At 48.1% G+C, this 17,784-nt stretch carries 17 protein-coding genes; 3 read left to right on the forward strand and 14 right to left on the reverse strand.

Translation table 11 applies throughout. The annotated features are described in order from the left end of the window. Positions 1–3: 3 nt before the first annotated feature. From K8S15_07100 to der, 14 genes are read right to left on the reverse strand one after another with little or no spacing between them, the layout of a single operon-like run. Entirely contained in the window at positions 4–378 is a 375-nt protein-coding gene (locus tag K8S15_07100) for a hypothetical protein (GenBank protein MCD4775803.1), read from the reverse strand. After that, entirely contained in the window at positions 375–1,637 is a 1,263-nt protein-coding gene (locus K8S15_07105) for a hypothetical protein (protein MCD4775804.1), read from the reverse strand. The genes K8S15_07100 and K8S15_07105 overlap by 4 nt, the downstream gene beginning before the upstream one ends. Continuing rightward, the gene (locus tag K8S15_07110) at positions 1,637–2,413 is read right to left on the reverse strand and encodes a hypothetical protein (protein ID MCD4775805.1); all 777 of its coding nucleotides are present in this window, start codon (positions 2,411–2,413) and stop codon (positions 1,637–1,639) included. Before K8S15_07110 ends, K8S15_07105 begins: the two co-directional genes overlap by 1 nt. Before the next feature lie 8 nt (positions 2,414–2,421). Then, a complete protein-coding gene (locus K8S15_07115) occupies positions 2,422–3,813 on the reverse strand; it encodes a sugar transferase (protein MCD4775806.1) in 1,392 nt (463 codons plus the stop codon). Then, positions 3,810–4,751 (reverse strand): glycosyltransferase, encoded by a 942-nt coding sequence (locus K8S15_07120; GenBank protein MCD4775807.1) that lies wholly within the window; start codon positions 4,749–4,751, stop codon positions 3,810–3,812. Before K8S15_07120 ends, K8S15_07115 begins: the two co-directional genes overlap by 4 nt. A gap of 26 nt (positions 4,752–4,777) precedes the next feature. Beyond that, positions 4,778–6,229, reverse strand: coding sequence for a B12-binding domain-containing radical SAM protein (locus tag K8S15_07125; GenBank protein ID MCD4775808.1), 1,452 nt, complete (start codon positions 6,227–6,229; stop codon positions 4,778–4,780). Continuing rightward, positions 6,210–7,241 (reverse strand): glycosyltransferase family 9 protein, encoded by a 1,032-nt coding sequence (locus tag K8S15_07130; GenBank protein ID MCD4775809.1) that lies wholly within the window; start codon positions 7,239–7,241, stop codon positions 6,210–6,212. Before K8S15_07130 ends, K8S15_07125 begins: the two co-directional genes overlap by 20 nt. Further along, on the reverse strand, positions 7,231–8,676 hold the full coding sequence (locus K8S15_07135) for a glycosyltransferase family 39 protein (GenBank protein ID MCD4775810.1): 1,446 nt from the start codon (positions 8,674–8,676) through the stop codon (positions 7,231–7,233). The genes K8S15_07130 and K8S15_07135 overlap by 11 nt, the downstream gene beginning before the upstream one ends. Then, a complete protein-coding gene (locus K8S15_07140; protein MCD4775811.1) occupies positions 8,658–9,380 on the reverse strand; it encodes a ChbG/HpnK family deacetylase in 723 nt (240 codons plus the stop codon). Before K8S15_07140 ends, K8S15_07135 begins: the two co-directional genes overlap by 19 nt. Continuing rightward, entirely contained in the window at positions 9,377–10,714 is a 1,338-nt protein-coding gene (locus tag K8S15_07145) for a glycosyltransferase family 39 protein (GenBank protein MCD4775812.1), read from the reverse strand. Before K8S15_07145 ends, K8S15_07140 begins: the two co-directional genes overlap by 4 nt. Beyond that, a complete protein-coding gene (locus K8S15_07150) occupies positions 10,711–11,913 on the reverse strand; it encodes an ABC transporter ATP-binding protein (protein MCD4775813.1) in 1,203 nt (400 codons plus the stop codon). The genes K8S15_07145 and K8S15_07150 overlap by 4 nt, the downstream gene beginning before the upstream one ends. A 1-nt stretch (position 11,914) precedes the next feature. Continuing rightward, entirely contained in the window at positions 11,915–12,712 is a 798-nt protein-coding gene (locus K8S15_07155) for an ABC transporter permease (protein MCD4775814.1), read from the reverse strand. Beyond that, positions 12,705–13,334, reverse strand: coding sequence for a glycerol-3-phosphate 1-O-acyltransferase PlsY (gene plsY, locus K8S15_07160; protein ID MCD4775815.1), 630 nt, complete (start codon positions 13,332–13,334; stop codon positions 12,705–12,707). The genes K8S15_07155 and plsY overlap by 8 nt, the downstream gene beginning before the upstream one ends. Before the next feature lies 1 nt (position 13,335). Next, positions 13,336–14,637 (reverse strand): ribosome biogenesis GTPase Der, encoded by a 1,302-nt coding sequence (gene der / locus K8S15_07165; GenBank protein ID MCD4775816.1) that lies wholly within the window; start codon positions 14,635–14,637, stop codon positions 13,336–13,338. A 97-nt stretch (positions 14,638–14,734) separates the two neighbouring features. Here der and K8S15_07170 point away from each other — a divergent pair, with 97 nt between their 5' ends. The 3 genes from K8S15_07170 to K8S15_07180 form a co-directional block, all read left to right on the forward strand. Beyond that, complete coding sequence (locus K8S15_07170; protein ID MCD4775817.1) at positions 14,735–15,190, forward strand: hypothetical protein; 456 nt, start codon at positions 14,735–14,737, stop codon at positions 15,188–15,190. 111 nt (positions 15,191–15,301) lie between these two features. Then, entirely contained in the window at positions 15,302–16,420 is a 1,119-nt protein-coding gene (locus tag K8S15_07175; GenBank protein MCD4775818.1) for an HD domain-containing protein, read from the forward strand. Further along, the coding region (locus tag K8S15_07180) for a CHASE2 domain-containing protein (GenBank protein ID MCD4775819.1) at positions 16,413–17,784 on the forward strand (1,372 nt) is incomplete at its 3' end. The genes K8S15_07175 and K8S15_07180, both read left to right, overlap by 8 nt.

Here is a 17,784-nt window from a genome sequence, read left to right on the forward strand (position 1 = left end):
CAATCAGTCCGGAATCATGATAACGGAAACAATTCGACCTTCAAAAGCAGCTGTTTCGGGATTAGCCGGATCTCTTATCCATTTGTATCCATTCACAAAATAGGCGTACCTGTAAACCCCGGCCGGCAACCCCTCGATGTCCAGTATCCAGGATCCGCTTTCGTCTCTTTCCATTCTTCCAGTTATCGGGTCTATCAAACCACCTGCTGCAACGGTCGAGCCCCAGTCATTCCAGTCAGAGAGTACCTGAACCGAAGATGCTCCGGGCAACCAGAGAACAAGTGCATTACCCTGTTCGTGTGGTCTTTCCCTTGGAATGAAAAGCGAGCATCCGACCAGACAGAGCAGGACCATGGATACGGTGAATATTCTGATCATCTCAGCAATCCTCTCAAATCTATCCGAAAGGAAGGAGAATTCGCGTAGTCCCAGTCTATTCTCACAAGGCCCGTTACAGGACCAAGCGCCGCGGATACAGCAAGACCGCACGCGGGTTGAAGACTGTCATCAATATCGCCTGAAACAGATAACTCCGCGCATACATCGACCCTTGGAGAATAGGAAGCGCTCCCTGTAACCCTTGAGCTGTCGTTCATTATTTCTACTGCTATCCCTGCGGAAGCGTAGGAATCGGAAGTGATGGAAGACATAACTGCTCTGTAATCTCCATCGGAGTAATAATCAAAGATCATATCCCATGCTATCCCAATCTCCGATAGTAACCCCGCAGATGCCGAAATTCCACTCAGGCTGTCACTTTCGAAGTCAACCATACCCTTAATACCGGCTGAGGCAAAATATCTGCTTGATTCAAGAAACGCGCCAAGCGTAATTACCCTCTGCCCGGGCACGAAAGCGCTTCCTGGAAATTCAATACTTTCTCCGGCGAAGTGGATTCCAGGAACGATTTCTATCCTTCCCCACCGTGTGTTAAATGGAGAGTAGTCGCGGATTTCACCTGATACAGCCCATTCACCCGCTTCTCCTTCAGCTCCGGCAACGATAAGCCATGGGCTGAAGTAACGGAAATCCCCTCTGACTGACAATGCATTAACAACGATATTTTCATCCGGTATGGAATCAGTGGTGCGAAGCTGTGCCCTTGCGTAGTCCAGAGCAACGAATCCCATCCATGGTGAACGCACGTTCAACTGTGTAAGCGTATCGCCCCGGGTAAGCTGAATAAGGTACTCTCCACGGAAACCAAGGATACCGCCGGAAGACAAACCGTAACCCCGAATGGAGTCTATATCCACCCAACCCCATTCAACCACCGGATTTGACAATCCTGCTATGAAAGGCTGCTGATCGTTCAGGTAAACACCCGCGCCTATCCATGGAGTACCCGGCCATTTCACGACACCCCTGCCCCTCCTGAACAGAACCTCTGAAATAGAATCACTTTGAATCGCTCCGGTTGCCAGAAAATCAACTTCCGGTGATTCGATCCGTACCGAAACGGCCGCGTCAATATTCGTACTGTCAATTATCGGATGATTGCTTTTCCAGCTCCCCCCGGCGGAAGCGTCAAAAAGACAGTCGTAACCGAATATCCAGTTCTCGGGAATAATAGAAACATTCGTTGAATCCGTACTGCCGGCAAAGAGAATCATAGAAGCTAAGAATGAAATATTCATTAATAGCCTCCCGGGGATACGGAAATGCCAATAACCTGCCTGCAGTCATGCTCGTTCAACAGTACTGCCCAGTCCAGTCTCAGCCACTCATGCTCGATGGATGCTCCCGAATTCCAGGATGAGCCATCGGTCCCTGTTCGCACCGTTAGCCAGTCATTTACTCCCAGATCGAAACCAACAGCGCTCTTGCCATCCGTTACCGAGAAATGCCCGCGAAATCTTCTGTCAAATACTGTTGAAAAACCGTAACCGATAACTCTATCGTTAAGTCTGTCGCCGTAGAGCCTGAGATCAGAGACATTCGCGCCAATTGCTATGGTGGGGAATACTGAGAACTGAAAACCAAAGCCTGCGGAAAGCATTTCACCGTTCTCTACCGAATCGTCATCTGTAACGGTCAATCCCAGTTTCCCGCCTATTGAGATACTCGGCCCGAACACCCCTTCCATAAAACCGACAGGATCACCTCTTACTGTCCTGGCTGCGATTACAGCCGCCTGAAGAGTATCAGGTTTTGATTCTGACCTTATCCATCCGGCTGCGGCGCCGTAGTTATACGATCCCAGTTCCATGACTCCCGCTGCGAATATGTTGTTATTCTCCATGTTACTGGCAGTTGAATAAACTGAGAACTGGGTTCCGGTAATCCTCACCAGCCCGGCAGGGGCAATAAGACATGACGACGCGTCGTCAGACCATGCGTAAGGTCCACATGCACATCCCGCAGTTCCCGGAGCATCCGGAAAAGATTGCAGTGAAAGAAGAAATAGAAGCAAGCAGCCGATCAGTATGCACCCCTTCCCTTGAATATCGTTGCGATAGTTTTTACAAATATCGTAAAATCAAGCATCAATGACTGGTTCCGAATATAGTAGTAATCATATTCCAGATTGTCATGAAGGGGAAGCTCCTTTCTGCCCATTATCTGCCACATCCCTGTCAACCCCGGTTTTACATCCAGCCTATGTCTCTGCCAGCTGGTGTATCTTTTTACAATGAATGGCATTTCGGGTCTCGGGCCAACAAGACTCATTTCTCCGCGGAAAACGTTAAAAAGCTGAGGCAGTTCGTCAAGGCTTGTTCTTCTGAGAAATTTTCCGATACCGGTAACCCTTTCGTCATCTATTGAAATCGGAGCTACTTCGTACTCGTCGGATTCCGGTTTCATCGTCCTGAACTTGTAAAGGGTAAATTCCATCCCACTGAGTCCCACCCTTTTCTGACTGAAAACAGGTGAACCGCTCTTGCTGATAAGCTGGATAAAATATATCACAGCCATCAGAGGAAAAAGAAACAGAATAAGAAGAAAGGATATCGATATATCCATGATCCTTTTAGTTATTCTGTGTAATGTACCCGGTTCACCATACCCTATTTCAACAATTGGCAATTTCGCCAGTTCATCAACGTCTGTGACTCCAAGAGCTATTTCAAACAGATCAGTTACGAGCCTGTAATGAATGTTTTTATTCTTAACAAGAGAAATAATCTCAAGTATCCTCGAACGTTCCAGTTCAGGCGCGGCAAAGAAAACCTCATCAACGTTCATCCGGTCTATTTCCTCAACGATACTATCCAGTGAAGTTATTATCGTTATTCCTTCGAACCGTTCGTCCTCGTTAGCTATAGAAGAAATCACTCCAACAAGTTCGGGGGGGTTTCCCGGAAGCCTTCTCAGCGCACTGATAACCCTCGCGGCAACTTCACCTGTACCAACAACCAGAATCCTTGGAACCTCTCTTACCGGAGCTATTGCCTGAGCTACCTTTCTTGCCAGAAACCTTGAAAACACCGTTACGGGTATTGAAATTCCTATGAACATGAAGAGGATCACCCTTGAAAATTCCATCCTTGCAAGGTAGCTGGCGGCCATTAGGGCAACAAGAAGGAATACGAAGGCCTTCAAAAGCTGCTGGAGTTCACCCATGTTACCAAGATACCTCCTCGGGCTGTACAGACCGGTCCTGGCGAAGGAGAATACCCAGAGGACCGCAACCACCGGCATAATCATTATGTACAAACTCAAATGATGATAGAATCCGGGAAGTACATTTACAAAAACGTCAGTTCTCAACACCCATGTAAGCATGAATACGAACGGAATGGTTATTAAGTCAGCCGCAATCAGAAGAATCATCAGTATACGGTCCGATCTTCGTACCGGCGCTAGCTTCATTCGTTCACCCCTTTAGAGGTGAATATACCTCTGCAAAGACCTGAAAACAGAGCACAGCTCCTTAAGAACGCGAAAATGGGGATTACGGGAACCAGCAATTTATCCATTCTGAATGCTGTCAGGACAAGGGGAATCGTAGTTAGAATGAAAACCGCGGCCCATAACACGGAGATCAACGGATTAACGGGTAAAAGCAGTAACGCCGGAAGCATAAGCGGACAGAGAAGTATCTGGATTTTCATGCATATCGGTGTGTAGGAATCAGTTCCTGTTTTCCGGGGAAATCTTCTAAGGATCTTCATCCTCCATCTGCCCCTGGAAAACTTCATCCGCAGATATGTCTTCCATGTATCCCTGTGTGTGTGAGCTACCTTTGCCTCCGGGGCAAAACGTAAAATGTATCCTTCTTCAGCCATTCTATAGGAAAGGTCTACATCCTCATGGTCAGGAAATGGAAATGTTTCATCGAATCCCCCTGCCTCCATCAGTACTCCGCGCCGGTAACCCGCGGAATAAGTATCTATCATATCTATAGTATCGGACTTCGAAAGGAGCCTGTACCTTTCTTCGAATTCCACCTGCGCCAGCCTCTGTATAATCTTTCCGCCCCCGAATGAATAAACTCCCTTCACAGCATCAGCTCCCGCGGTGAGTACATTCAGCATCTCCTCCGCCCAGCCCGGATCCGGTACACAATCGGAATCTGTGAATAATATCGGGTTCCCGTCAGTTCCCTTCCATCCCCGGTTCCTTGCCGCAGCTGGTCCTTCGTGCCTGCCTTCAATGATTTTATCAGCCTTTGCCCTCATTCGTCCGGGTAACGATTCTCCGCCATCGAGGGATACGATGATTTCCAGTCTGTCTCTTACAGTCTGGTTGCCGAGGGCATCCAGACATCTATCCAGCCGCTTGAAATCGTTGTACGCAGGTATGACCACACATGCTTTTTCAGATGAAATGGATCTTACCTCCGCCTTGAATTCCTGAAGAGATATTTTCTGAAAGTCGAAAACGCAAGGAACGTTCTTTTTCGCTCATCTCTGTCGATAAGGCTCCTCCAGAGTTTTCTGAGGATATAGGAAGGTCTGAGGTAAAATCTGCGCCTTGCGTAATCGCAGAAATCAACCAGTTCCGCTGAAGAAAGACTTTCCGTCCTTATCACGCAATTATGCAGCCCCTCTTCCGTAAGCCAGTCTCGCCAGTTGTCCGCGAGCAGGTTTCCCGATTCAAGTGCCTGCCTGTAGGCTTCAGTGCCGGGATAGACCATCATGGGGTAGAACTGTGCCGTATCAGGGTTTATTTCAAGCGCGAATTTCAGTGTTTTTCGCATCGTGTCATTGTTCTCTCCACGTGTTCCCACCATGAAGCATCCATGAACCAGTATTCCCGCCTTTTGCGCGTTTTCAGCGAACCGAGATGACATATCAGTAGTTATTCCCTTGCGCATCTGCGTTAGCATTTTGTTGCTTCCGCTTTCGAATCCCACGCATACTGTCCGCAGTCCTGCCTTTCTGCAGAGCATGAGTGTTTCAAAATCAACATCCGCCCTCATGTTCGATGTCCATGAAACCGATACTCCGTTTTCAATAAAGGATCCGGCAAGTTCCCTGAGCCGCTTTCTGTCAACGGATATGGTATCATCCTCGAAAAATACCGCCCTTACCTCTGGCATGTTATTCTGAATCCAGAGCATCTCACCAGTTATATTCTCAACCGATCTTCGTCTGAACTTCCTTCCCTGAAGTGTTTGCGGGAATACACAAAAAGTGCATCTATGAGGACAACCTCTGCCCCCCATTATCATCACCTGGGGATGAAGAGCATTTGGATTGTTGTACTTAACTACATTGAGGTGTTTCGCATAAACGCTGCTGACGTACGGCAGTGAGTCAAGATCGTTCACTTTTTCCGCTTCACCCGTAAAAACAGGTTCGCCGTTTTCCTGCCGCAGGCACAGGCCCCTGACCCCCGCGGGATCTCTCGTATGTTCAATCGCTTCCGCCAGTTCCGTAAGTGGATTCTCGTATTCACCTATGACAACGCCTGCAAACTTTTTTCCCAACTTCAGTGTATCATCAGGCAGGGCGGATGGATGCGTCCCTGTGAGTACAACGAACCTTCCTTTTCCAACGATTGAGTCCGCAAATCGCACGTCGGATTCGATGGAAGGGGTGGAAGTCTCCACAATCACCAGTCCAGGATCAAAACCATGTATCCTGTCAATGGTCCGTTCAGCATCCAGCCCATCAGCCGGAGAATCGACCAGATCAACTTCATGGCCAGCCTTCTCAAGCGCGCCTGTTGCGTATGCCAGCCAGATTGGATAGTACAGAGTCCCGCTTTTTGTAACAGCCGGACTTCGCTGCCCCCTGCTGTAACCCGGGATAAAAGGAGGGTTAACTGCCGTAATTCTCATTTATAACTTCCTGTACTGCGATCCAGACCTCTTCAGTCTCAATGGAATTCATACATATGGCCTTTTCATGAACACATCCCGGAAAAAGGCTGTTCGAATAGCATGGCGAACATTCGATATCAGCCTTGACAGGTCTGATAAGACCCGGGGCAAAGAGGTATTGCGGAGATGACGGGCCGAAAATAACAACCGATGGTATTTTCCTTGCCGCCGCAAGATGGGCGGATCCGCTGTCTACACCCAGAAACCCGCAGCACTGATCAAAAATTGCCGCGGTCTGTCCCCATGTTGTTTTCCCGGTCATGTCGATTACTGCGGCCCTGCACAGTTTCGAAGTCTCCTCCGAAATCTTTATATCATCTTCCCCCCCGATAAGAACGATATTGAATCCAGCGGCCGAGAGCCTGTCAATTATTATCGCGAACCTGTCGGGAAGCCATCTTTTCTCGATTACGGTATCCCGGGGGTTCTTCCCCCCTCCCGCAGCTATGGCAAACAAAGGCCGGGGAAAGCGCAACTTTAAAACCCACTCCTTTTCTGCTTTCCTTACCGGAAAAACAGGTCGCCAATCGTCTGGAATTACACCGGCTGTTTTCGAGTAGGATCTGCCCGCGAATTCCTTTTCAGACATGGGAAATACACTCTCCCATTTACCTATGGGCTTTCCGCCTGATGATCTCATAGTTGCTCCCGTAAGGTACCGTACCCATCTCCTGATGGCCGGTGAGCCCTGAAACACCAGTGTTTCCTTTACATTTTTCAGGAGTTTTCTGTTCCTGACGGACCACCCCAGGAGCTTCAGGTAACCACCGGTGCCCGAGGGAGGTACTGGAGCCACAAATACTTTCTTTATTCCTGGAAATCGCTCCCACACATCCGCTGCTGAATCACCTGTAAGAACCCAGAATTCCGTTTCCTCTCTCCCTGCGAGTTCTCTTACCGAAGGAGTACAGAGCAATGCGTCACCAAAGGCATGCGTCTTTACCAGAAGAACGGGATATTTATCCGGCATACTTCTGTTCCTTCCATGCAAGGTATCTTCGTACCGAGTATCTCACACCGCACATCGCCGCTATGGCCATTGGGAAATCGATGGCTACTCTGTGCGGAGTTCCGGAAGCCGTAAGAAGGTGCATTAGTGAATATCCCGCTACAACTGTGGCAAGGAAGAAACCTTCAGCTCCATTTTCCAGCAAGCATCTTACCGCTCCTCCCCACAGAAAGAACAGTACCCAGAAAAGCACAAGCAAACCTGCAATCGTGTAAAACGGCGAGAATGAATTAAGAGGAAATGGTTTAAAGAACTCCACAAAACGAAGGGAGATCAGCCTCAGTGTCAGTACGGGGTTATCAAGCATAAAACGGATATTTCTCTCGTAGAGTATGCTGTCCCTTACCCACTCCGGCTCATCCCTGAATTCAGGGAACTCCGCGAGTTCGGGAGAATTGAGCCTGTCAATGTACTCATCACGAAGATCGCTGTACAACAGTAACGCGCCCCGGGCTTCATTAAGGAAGTGATCCGTAAATATTCTTCCGTTGTACTCCCACAGATTGACTCCGCCCTGAGCAGGCATGATGCGAAAAGTTCCGGAAATCCTGCTATTCCGGATTCCCCATGGAAGCATGAGAAGAGAAAATACAACCAGGATTGTAATCGCCGCCAGTAAACCATTTCTGGAGAACCACTGCTTTCCCCTCCTCTTTTCGAAAGTACCCCTGAGCCTGTCGATAAATCGCTTCAGAAGCGGTGTGAACGGCAATATCATGAGCAGCCAGACCATTACGGGCAGGGAAGCTGGACGCGCGTAGAAGGCAGCAGCCCATACAACACCGTCCAGTGCCGATATCATAAAATATCTGCCCCCGTTTAAGCTGCGTTCCATTATCCTGAGCGATACGAATATTCCAAGAAGAAACAGGAGCGAAAACAGCGCCTGTGTTGCCGGCAAAGCTTCGTAGTAAAGTTCAAATGGATCTAGAGCGAAGAAGAGCCCGGCAAAGTATAGATATCGGCCTGAAAGAAACCTTCCCGCTATTTTTAGACCGATAAGCACCGTTAATAAACCGAGGAGCAGCTGAATTCCCCTTACAGCAAGGTAATTCCCCTGTCCGAACACGGCAAATATTCCCGCCATGAAAAACGCGTATCCGGGTACAAGGAACATCGTCGGCTGTTCCGGCCTTAATGCCCCGTAATAGCCGTCTACCCTCCTGTAGAATTCAATGGACTTTCGGAACATCGGAGGAGCGTTTTCCTCCTCAATTGGATGCATCATGCTTCGGGAAATCATGAACCCTCTTCCCCCTAGAAGGTTCTCCGCCAGATTTGCCTGTGTTCTGCCTTCTCCAATCAGGAAGATACCCTGTGAAGCGGCACCGAATACGATAATCCGGGCGATAAGTGCAAACAGCAGGATTTTTCTTGTCAGTGCTTTTTCAACCATTCGGCAAACCATTCCGACCGCATCAGTTCAAGCTCGTCAGTCTGTGTTGATGTCCAGACAGGCTCCGTTGCCGGGTGCATTACCAGTTCAGCAACACCATCACCCTTTATGCTTCTGCCAATGCTCTCGAGATATCCCCTGGTAACATTACCACTTCTGGAGAAACCCAGTAACAGATCCGGGGTTATAATTCCTCGTCTGACCGCTGATTTTGCGAATTTCCTTCCAAGTCTGTTAAGTACGAAGCACGAGGGACTTTTCCACTTTTCTGGAAGCACAGCTCCTCTTACCGTTCCTATTCCGTACTCATCCGCGAGGTCGAGTATAACATTCCTCAGTCCCCTGGCGTTATGGATATGCTGGTGGCTGTCCAACTTCGTTACCATAAGCCCTGTAGAAAGAACCTTCTCTATCTGGCTCCTCCATTCGTTTTTTACCCTGTCAGCAAGTTTTCTTCCCTTTCTGAACCACGTTATATGTGAAGAGGGAAAGTCTTTCTCAACAAGAAAGGGAGGTTTCACGCAGTTCAGGTGAACTGATACCGCTACGTCCAAACTGGAGGCAAGTGCAATCGCTCCATCCAGATCCGGGCCGGTAGCCATGATACTCAAGCCATCAATAACTCCCTTCGGAAGAAGTATTTCAACGCTTCTGTTCACGCCTGCGGCCATTCCAAGGTCATCTACAGTTACAAATACCTTCATACCTTTTTATCTTTCCCCCTTTCCGTGTATTCCTCTATCCGTTTTTTCTCGCTCCAACCCAATTTCCTACCGATAAACAGCGATGTGAATACAATAAGAATCGTATCAACGGGCAGCCTGTACCGTACTCCGCCGTGAGCGATTGAGTGAAGTGCCAGATAGAGTAAAAAACAGCAAACAAGAAAAATAATTCTGCCGTCCTTTCTCCTCCTTATCGCCTCCCGGATAGCTATAAGAAGCATGGGGAGATAAATCAGTATTCCAGCCAGTTTTGCGGCTGCGTTTTCCATCGTTCCGCCGATAGGAGACAGGAAAAGACCGGCTCTAACTACTGTGAGATAAGTGAACAACATGGGATTCGCAAAAACGAACTCCCTGGCTCTGCTCATGATGATATTGCTTCTTTCGAGCTCCGTTTCAAGCCCGTCCATTGGAAGATAATCAAGAAGGTCCCTTCTGTTTATCCCGTTCTCGATGAAATCCGGAATGTTTATCCCTTCAATAGTCAGCATGGAAGGATTGTTCCTCATCCAGAGATTGAGGGAACCTTTTGTCGGTAAAAGGACAGGGCTTCCAAGAACTGCGTAGTTTCTTATTACCCAGGGAATGCAGCAAAGAACAAAACCGGTCAGTAGCAGAAGAGCTGCCCTCCATCTTCTTTTGAAAAACAGCCAGGCCAGCTGCAGAGGTACCGTGAACAGAATTGTGCTTCTTATGAGAAAGAGAATACCCGTCGCGATTCCAGCGGCAAAACCCATCTTTGGTTTGGAAGCGGACCGCAATGTAAGCAGCGCGATAACCGGAAGAAGAGAAATGTGAATCATATCTGTCATGGCGTAGGCACTGTAATAAATGTAGTATGGATAAAGCGACCATATCAGGGTTGCAAGCATGGCCTGCTTTTCTCCCCAGTTCTCCGATACCAGTTTCCAGACAGCCCATGCTCCCAGTATCGCAAAGATGGAATTCAGAAGAAAAACGGCTCCTGTGCATGGCCCTGTTATCATGAAAAGAGCCGCCAGAAGGATAGGATACCCCGGTTCTATTGCTGCCGTGGGAGTCTCTACCGGTACTATGCCGAAGATATATTTCGGATCCCGTGTCCAATTGTCAAAGGATTCCATCTCCCTGCCCATTACGCTTTTGACCAGGCCCATTTCTCTGCTGAATGATATCCCTTCGCCTTCAGCCACCCTTCCGGCCATGGATATGTAAAATACCTGATCCCGCGCGGGTTTCGGCAGATCACCACCAAGAAGAACGAACCACGCAATCCTCGGTAGAAGAACCGCAATGACGATAACGATGTATCTGTATTTCAGTGGTAGTTTCATTCATGCTTCCAGATCGCTTGAGACAGCCTCAGAGGTGGATTCTTCCTCTCTTCTATCAATGTGATGGGATAGAAGAACTCCTGCCAGTGATAATCTTTGCCTGCTTCCGGATCTGTAAGGGCAATGCCAAGAAGATAGGTTCCAGGTTCTCTGATATCCAGGTCTATTCTGATGCTGGATTCGAGCGAACCGGTGAAACTCAGCAGGGGCTGGTTCATTTCAAGATTATTCGTTCCGATTACTGTTTCACCGTCTGTTCTATGAATGGAAAAACCGAAAACCACATTATCTACCCTCGAGGGAATACGGCTCTTTATGACCGTATCTACAATAATCCCTTCCCCTTTTCTGAATGTTCTGGTTGGAATACCATCCGAGTTTCTCAGTTTGACCGAATCGAACCAGATTTCCCTGCTGCCCCATTCTTTCTGAGTCGCGGTTGTGGATACATCGTTCATTCTCGCCGATACATTCTGCAGGTACCCTGACAGAACGTCCTCCGCGTCGGAATCCATCTTAATCCTGCCTTCATTCAGCCAGATGGCTCTGTTGCACAGCTTTGACACGGCTTCAAGGTCATGTGAAACGAAAATTATCGTCTTTCCTCTTTTCCTGAAATCCCATATTCGCTGGTGGCATTTCTGCTGGAACTCCGCGTCACCCACAGCAAGTACTTCATCAATCAGCAGTATATCCGGATCTACAGCCGTCGCAAGGCTGAAACCCAGCCTCATGAACATACCGTTGGAATAGTATTTCACGGGAGTATCCATGAATCGGGAAAGCTGGGCGAAATCCGCAATTTCGGGAACGAGCAGCTTCATATCGTTCCTGCACAGACCAAGCATGGCGCCATTAAGCATCAGGTTTTCTTCGCCTGTAAGATCGGGGTGAAAGCCAACCCCAAGATCCAGAAGGGACGCAATCCTTCCGTATGATACCGCGGTTCCCGATGTAGGCCGGTATATTCCTGCCAGTATTTTGAGAGTGGTTGATTTCCCCGCGCCGTTCGATCCGATTATCGCCACTGATTCGCCCTGATCAATATTGATACTGACATCTTCAAGCGCTCTGAAGTTTTCCGTCCTTGTTTTTCTATTGAACAGATTCAGCATTGTTTCCCGCAGTGATACAGCCCTGTCATGGTAAAGCCTGTAATCCAGCGTAACTTCATTCATGCGGATAAAGCCGGTATCCAAATTACAACTCCTTTACAACCACTGGCTCGGCTTTTCTGAAGACTGCGATGCCAATAAACAGCAGCACGAAGGACCAGGAGCCCAGGGATATCCAGCACCATAATGGCGGCCATGTACCCGCATAAAAAATCGAATGCATTATCTCCATGAAACCTGAAACGGGATTGAATTTAAGAATAGCCACCAGCTTCTGAGACTGAATTATATCAACACCAATTGAATCCAGTGGATAAATAATCGGGGACGCGTAGAACCAGGCAAGAAGCAGAACTTCTATGAACTGTTTGACGTCTCTGTAGAAAACATTTCCGATGGAAACCAGCATTCCGATTCCCACTGTCATCATCGTCAGAAGGATTAAAGCCGGAAGTATTAAAACAATAGAAATCCCCGGATAGTGCCCGAATATGATGAGAACAACTTCCAGTACAACAAGTGCAAGGAGCAGGTGAACAAGGTTGGCCGCTACCTCGGCCGCCGGAAGAGCCATCCTGGGAAAGTATATGCTCCTTATCAGCCTGTGGTTATCCAGAAGGCTCGATGTGGTTGCGGAAAGAGATGAGGAGAAGAAATTCCATGGCAGCAGTCCTGTCAGCAGGAAAAGTGAGAAGTGTTGTATCGCCCCGCCGAACCGCAGTATCCGTGTAAATACAAAATAGTATACAACCATGCTGAACAGGGGTTTCAGAAGAAACCAGGCAAAACCAAGTACAGACCTCTTGTAGCGTACTTTCAGATCCTTGGCCACCAGGCTTTCCATCAAAAGGACCAGTCTTGCTATACCCCATTTATCAGCCATCTTTCCCACCGCGAAAACTGAATTTGTCTTCTTCCCCCCTCAGTAATCGTACAATATTCGATTTATGTCTTACAATAATAAGAACGGCAACAAGACATATAATTATCTGGATGGAAGGCTCACCGGGCTCCAGAATGAAAACCGCAGGTATCATCGCCACTGCCGCCGATATTGAGCCGAGAGATACGTATCTTGCGGTTGAAAGAACAAGGATAAACACGGCAAAACCAACTGCGACTGTCAGAGGTGATAAAATCAGCAGAACACCAAGAGTTGTAGCGACACCTTTACCTCCGCGAAATCCAAGCCAGGGGCTGAAAACATGCCCTATAACAGCGAAGACGGAGGAGGCGGCCAGAACCCATTGCCCGGCTGGAAGCGTGAAACCCGTAATTCCATACTTCGCGGCAAGAACGGGCAGTGCTCCCTTTAGAGCATCCAGAAACAACCCGGCAAAGCCTACTCGTCTGCCGCATACCCGAAACAGGTTCGTAGCGCCTGTGTTACCGGAACCCTCTTTCCTTATATCAACGCCCCGGAGTTTACCCAGAAGCCATGACCAGGGTACGGAACCGGAAAAAAAAGCGAACAGAATGTAGAAAATACCTGGCCAGAGGATCATATCAATGCTTCCTCTTTCTGTAGATAACTTTCAGGGGAACCCCTTTCATTCCAAGACAATCCCTAAGGTTATTCTCAATATAGCGCCGGTAATTCTCCGGAATATCCTCGGGACGATTTGAGAATATCAGGATCTTCGGAGGTTTCTGCCCTACCTGGGTGGCATAGAATAGCTTGACCAGTTTCCCTCTTGGTGATGGAGGCTGAACATCTTCTACTGCCTTCTGTATTCTTCTGTTCACCTCGGGGGTTGAGAATTCCGATTCCCGCATTTCCCCGACCTTGACAACTGTTGGGAGTATTCTGTCCGCACCTTCCCCGGTCAGAGCGGAAAAGAAAAGAATCGGGATGTTCTTCGCCTGGTTGAAACGTTGAATGATGCTGTCTATCCAGAGTTCCCTGTTTATCCCCAGGTCGATCTTGTTAACACCTATTACAACACCCTTGCCCATATCCCAGGCTTTTGCCGCAATGCGAATGTCCTGCTGAACAGGATACTCCGTCCCATCCATCAGAACCAGAACCACATCCCCGCGGGAGATGGATTTCCAGGCTCTCACTGTGCTGTAGAACTCCACATCATCCATTTTGCGTGATTTTCTTCGCAGTCCTGCCGTATCAACAATCTTTATCTCATTATCATGCCATGTAACCATGGTGTCTATAGAATCCCTGGTGGTTCCCGGAACGTCTGTTACGATATTCCTTTCTTCCCGGCATAACCTGTTGACTATCGAGCTTTTTCCGACATTCGGCCTTCCAACCACTGCCATAGAAAGTCCCGTGTACTCGCTTTTTACAACGGCAGGAAGAACGGCGATCACAGCATCAAGCAGATCACCCGACCCGTGGCCATGCAGCCCGCTTACCGGCCATGGATCTCCCAGACCCAGTCTGTAGAATTCCGGCACAAGATCCATTCTCTGATTGTTATCGATTTTATTCACGGCAAGAAATGATGGCAGACCCGTTTTCCGCACAAGTTCCGCAGCCTCAATATCGAAAGGATGAATCCCTGATACCGCGTCAACCACAAGAATTACGGCATCAGCTTCCAGAAGAGCAAGGTTTATCTGACGTTCAATACTCTCCTGAAAAGCATCTTCACTGCCTGGCTCCAGCCCGCCGGTGTCAATGACAAGAAAGTCGTAGCCTGACCAGTTTGCCCAGGTTATCTTCCTGTCTCTCGTAACCCCGGGCTGATCGTCAACTATCGCTATGCGTCCTCCCGCGATGCGGTTGAACAATGTTGATTTTCCCACATTTACTCTGCCCACTATAGCGACAGTCGGTAAACTGGACATGCTTTCACCCCATTTCGTAGATTACAGACGAACAACAATTATACATTTTGCGGGTTTGATAAGGGAGTCCGTAATATACCATAACCTGGAGAGAAATATGTTTTTGCATTGTGTTTACTCAATAATGATATTCGCATCGATAACCGATTCAACCGAAATTGTACCGGCATTCAGGGATTCGATCCTTGCGGGAAACGTGTCAGCTGCCGTTGATATGATTTCCATAGAAGCTCTCCTTGATGTAGATTCCGTTCTTACGCAGAATCCTGATCAGATTTCCAATGTGCTTTCTTATTTCGGCCTTCAGATGGAAATCCGGGAGATGCAGGGAATGGATGGAAAGCAGTTGCTTCTTGAGATACTATCAAGTCCAAACGTTTTCGGTGCCATTGTTCTTTTTGGTATTTCACCCGAAGAACCAGTGAAATCCGCAGAAAGAACGTTTGTTCCTGTTGGTTACGGGTTGTTCGGAGAAAGGGACACGATATACCTTGAAATAGTATCCGAGAGCGGACACTGGAAAATAGACGATTTCTTTGAAACCGTTCCCTGAATTCATCCACTCCCCCGAGGTATCTGAACATGTTAGATTAGATTTTGAAGGTATACAGTCTTTGTTACGTACGAAACGTACTGAAACAGTCCTCTATATCACGGAGACGGAATGCTCTTTAAAAACGGAAACGTAGAAGCTGTCCAGATGAAATCCCTGTTAAGAATCAACAGGGCTATAAGCCGTGTCAGAGACCTGCACTCCCTTGTTACTCTTCTCGCGTCGGAAACCAGCAAGGTTCTTGATGTTGAGAGATCTACCGTGTTCCTTTACAGCAGAAAAACCGATGAACTCTGGTCTTACATCGCAGAGGGCGAAGCGGAAGAAATACGTTTCGACGCCAGCCAGGGCATCGCCGGTTCAGTATTCCGAAGCACGAAGACTTTGATCCTGCACGATGTCTCCGATAACGAGCAATTCAACAATACAATTGATGCAACAACAGGTTTCATCACAAGGAACATGATAACAGCACCCATTATCAACCCTTCCGGTGTCTGTATCGGTGTATTCCAGGTCATCAATAAAAAGGAAGGTAATTTTAACTCGAAAGATGCTGAATTCCTTGAAATAGTATCTTCTGAAACCGCCGTAACCATTGAAAACGTCAGGCTTCTTGAAAGCCGCAAACGTATGTTCGAAAGCCTTATTAAAGCTCTCACCATCTCCATTGAAGCAAGGGATCCACTCACAGCGGGACACAGTTTCGACGTTACTTTTCTGGCAGGCAAAATAGCTGAATACATGAACATCGACAGCGATACCCGGGAAGCGATTTATTACGCCGCCCTTCTGCACGATTACGGAAAGATCGCCGTTCCCGACAGTATACTCAAGAAACCTGGGAAACTGTCTGAGGACGAAATCGTTATACTCAGAAAACATGTGCAGCATACGAAGATAGTTCTCTCTTCGATAGAATTCGCTGAAAAACTTGAGCAGGTTCCCCTATTCGCGGCGCATCATCACGAAAGGATTGACGGAAAGGGGTATCCTGACGGCCTTAAAGGCTCTGAGATATCCATAGGAGGCAAGATAATAGCAGTCGCTGACGTATTCGAGGCACTTACAGCCAAAAGGCACTACCGTGAACCCTACACACTGAAGAAAACTCTTAACCTTATAATCGATGGAATCGGCACTCAATTCGACAAAGACGCTGTACTCGCCCTGAGGAATTATTTCCTGGACATTGGAAAACTGAAGCCCGAGGAAGTACCGGTTGGCTGATTCAGGAAGAATGCTGAAGGTTCTTCTCATCGGTGTACTTGCGACGGTATCGATCTTTGGTATTTCAAGACTCGAGTTCTTCGACAATTTCGAACGCAGTACTCTTGATTTGCGTTTCAAGCTTTCAGCATCACCCGCAGAGGCTGACAGCAGTATAATCCTTGTTCTTCTCGATGGTCGGTCCATGGATCAGCTGCCCTGGCCCGTACCAAGACAGCTTTACTCTGATGTTCTCGGTCTTCTTCAGGACTGGGGAGCCAGTGTAGTTGCATTCGACATTCTCTTTGACCTTCCATCCGTTTATTCAGTTTCAGAGGACAGCATCTTTGGAACTCTCGCATCCGGGGGGAATACCACATTTGTCATGGCCATGCTTCAGCGTGAAGGATCTGAGATACCTGAAAACGCTGTTTTAGATGTTTCAATGAACTCATCCGAACTTGATTCCGCCTGGTTCTGCACACCACCTACTCAAATGATCGCCAGGGGTGCCAGTATCCTCGGAAGCACCAGCGACAGGCAGGATCCTGACGGTGTTTTCAGAAGCATCCGTCTTCTCACTTCGACACCTCATGGAATTGCCCCCTCGCTTCCAGTAGCCATCGCATGGCTTGCCCTTGGACGTCCCGACATTTCAGTCAGCGAGAACACATTCACCATCGGCAATATCGCATTGAGTACTAGCGGCAACTGCAGGCTTCAGCTCAGGTTTCACGGAACCGCCGGAACGTACACCAGTGTTCCACTTGCAGACCTTACCGCAGCACTTAACGCCCGTGCAATGGGACAGCCCTGCCCTGTTGACACGACTATTTTCAACGACGCTGTTGTTCTTATAGGTTACGCAGCTCCCGCCCTTTACGATCTTAAACCTACTCCATATTCTCCTCAATGTCCGGGTGTTGAAGTAATCGCTACAGCTGTTGATAACATCTTGAATGATAATTACATAAAAATGTACCCTTTATGGGTATCATTTCTTGCAGCTCTTATTGTTTCACTCCTTTCCGCAATCTTCCTTTCCGCTGTCAAACACATACCTCTTGGTACTGTTCTCGCGGCTCTTCCAACCCTGCTGCTTCTTCTGGTTTCCCTGTTTTTGTTTCGCAACGGCATATGGCTTGAAACCGTATTTCCCGCTTCTTCGGGAATACTGACCATTCTCGCCGGCGGCATTTATCTTTTCAGTTCCGAGAACAGGAGAAAGCAGGAGATAAGAAACGCGTTTTCCCAGTACCTTTCACCCGATGTCGTATCGCAGGTGACGGAGCATCCTGAAACGCTGGTTCTTGGTGGAGATAAAAGATATATGACTTCCTTTTTCTCCGATATCAGAGGATTCACCGGGTTTTCGGAAAAGCTTA

The organism is Candidatus Aegiribacteria sp. (assembly GCA_021108005.1).
GTDB lineage: Bacteria > Fermentibacterota > Fermentibacteria > Fermentibacterales > JCC-6 > Aegiribacteria.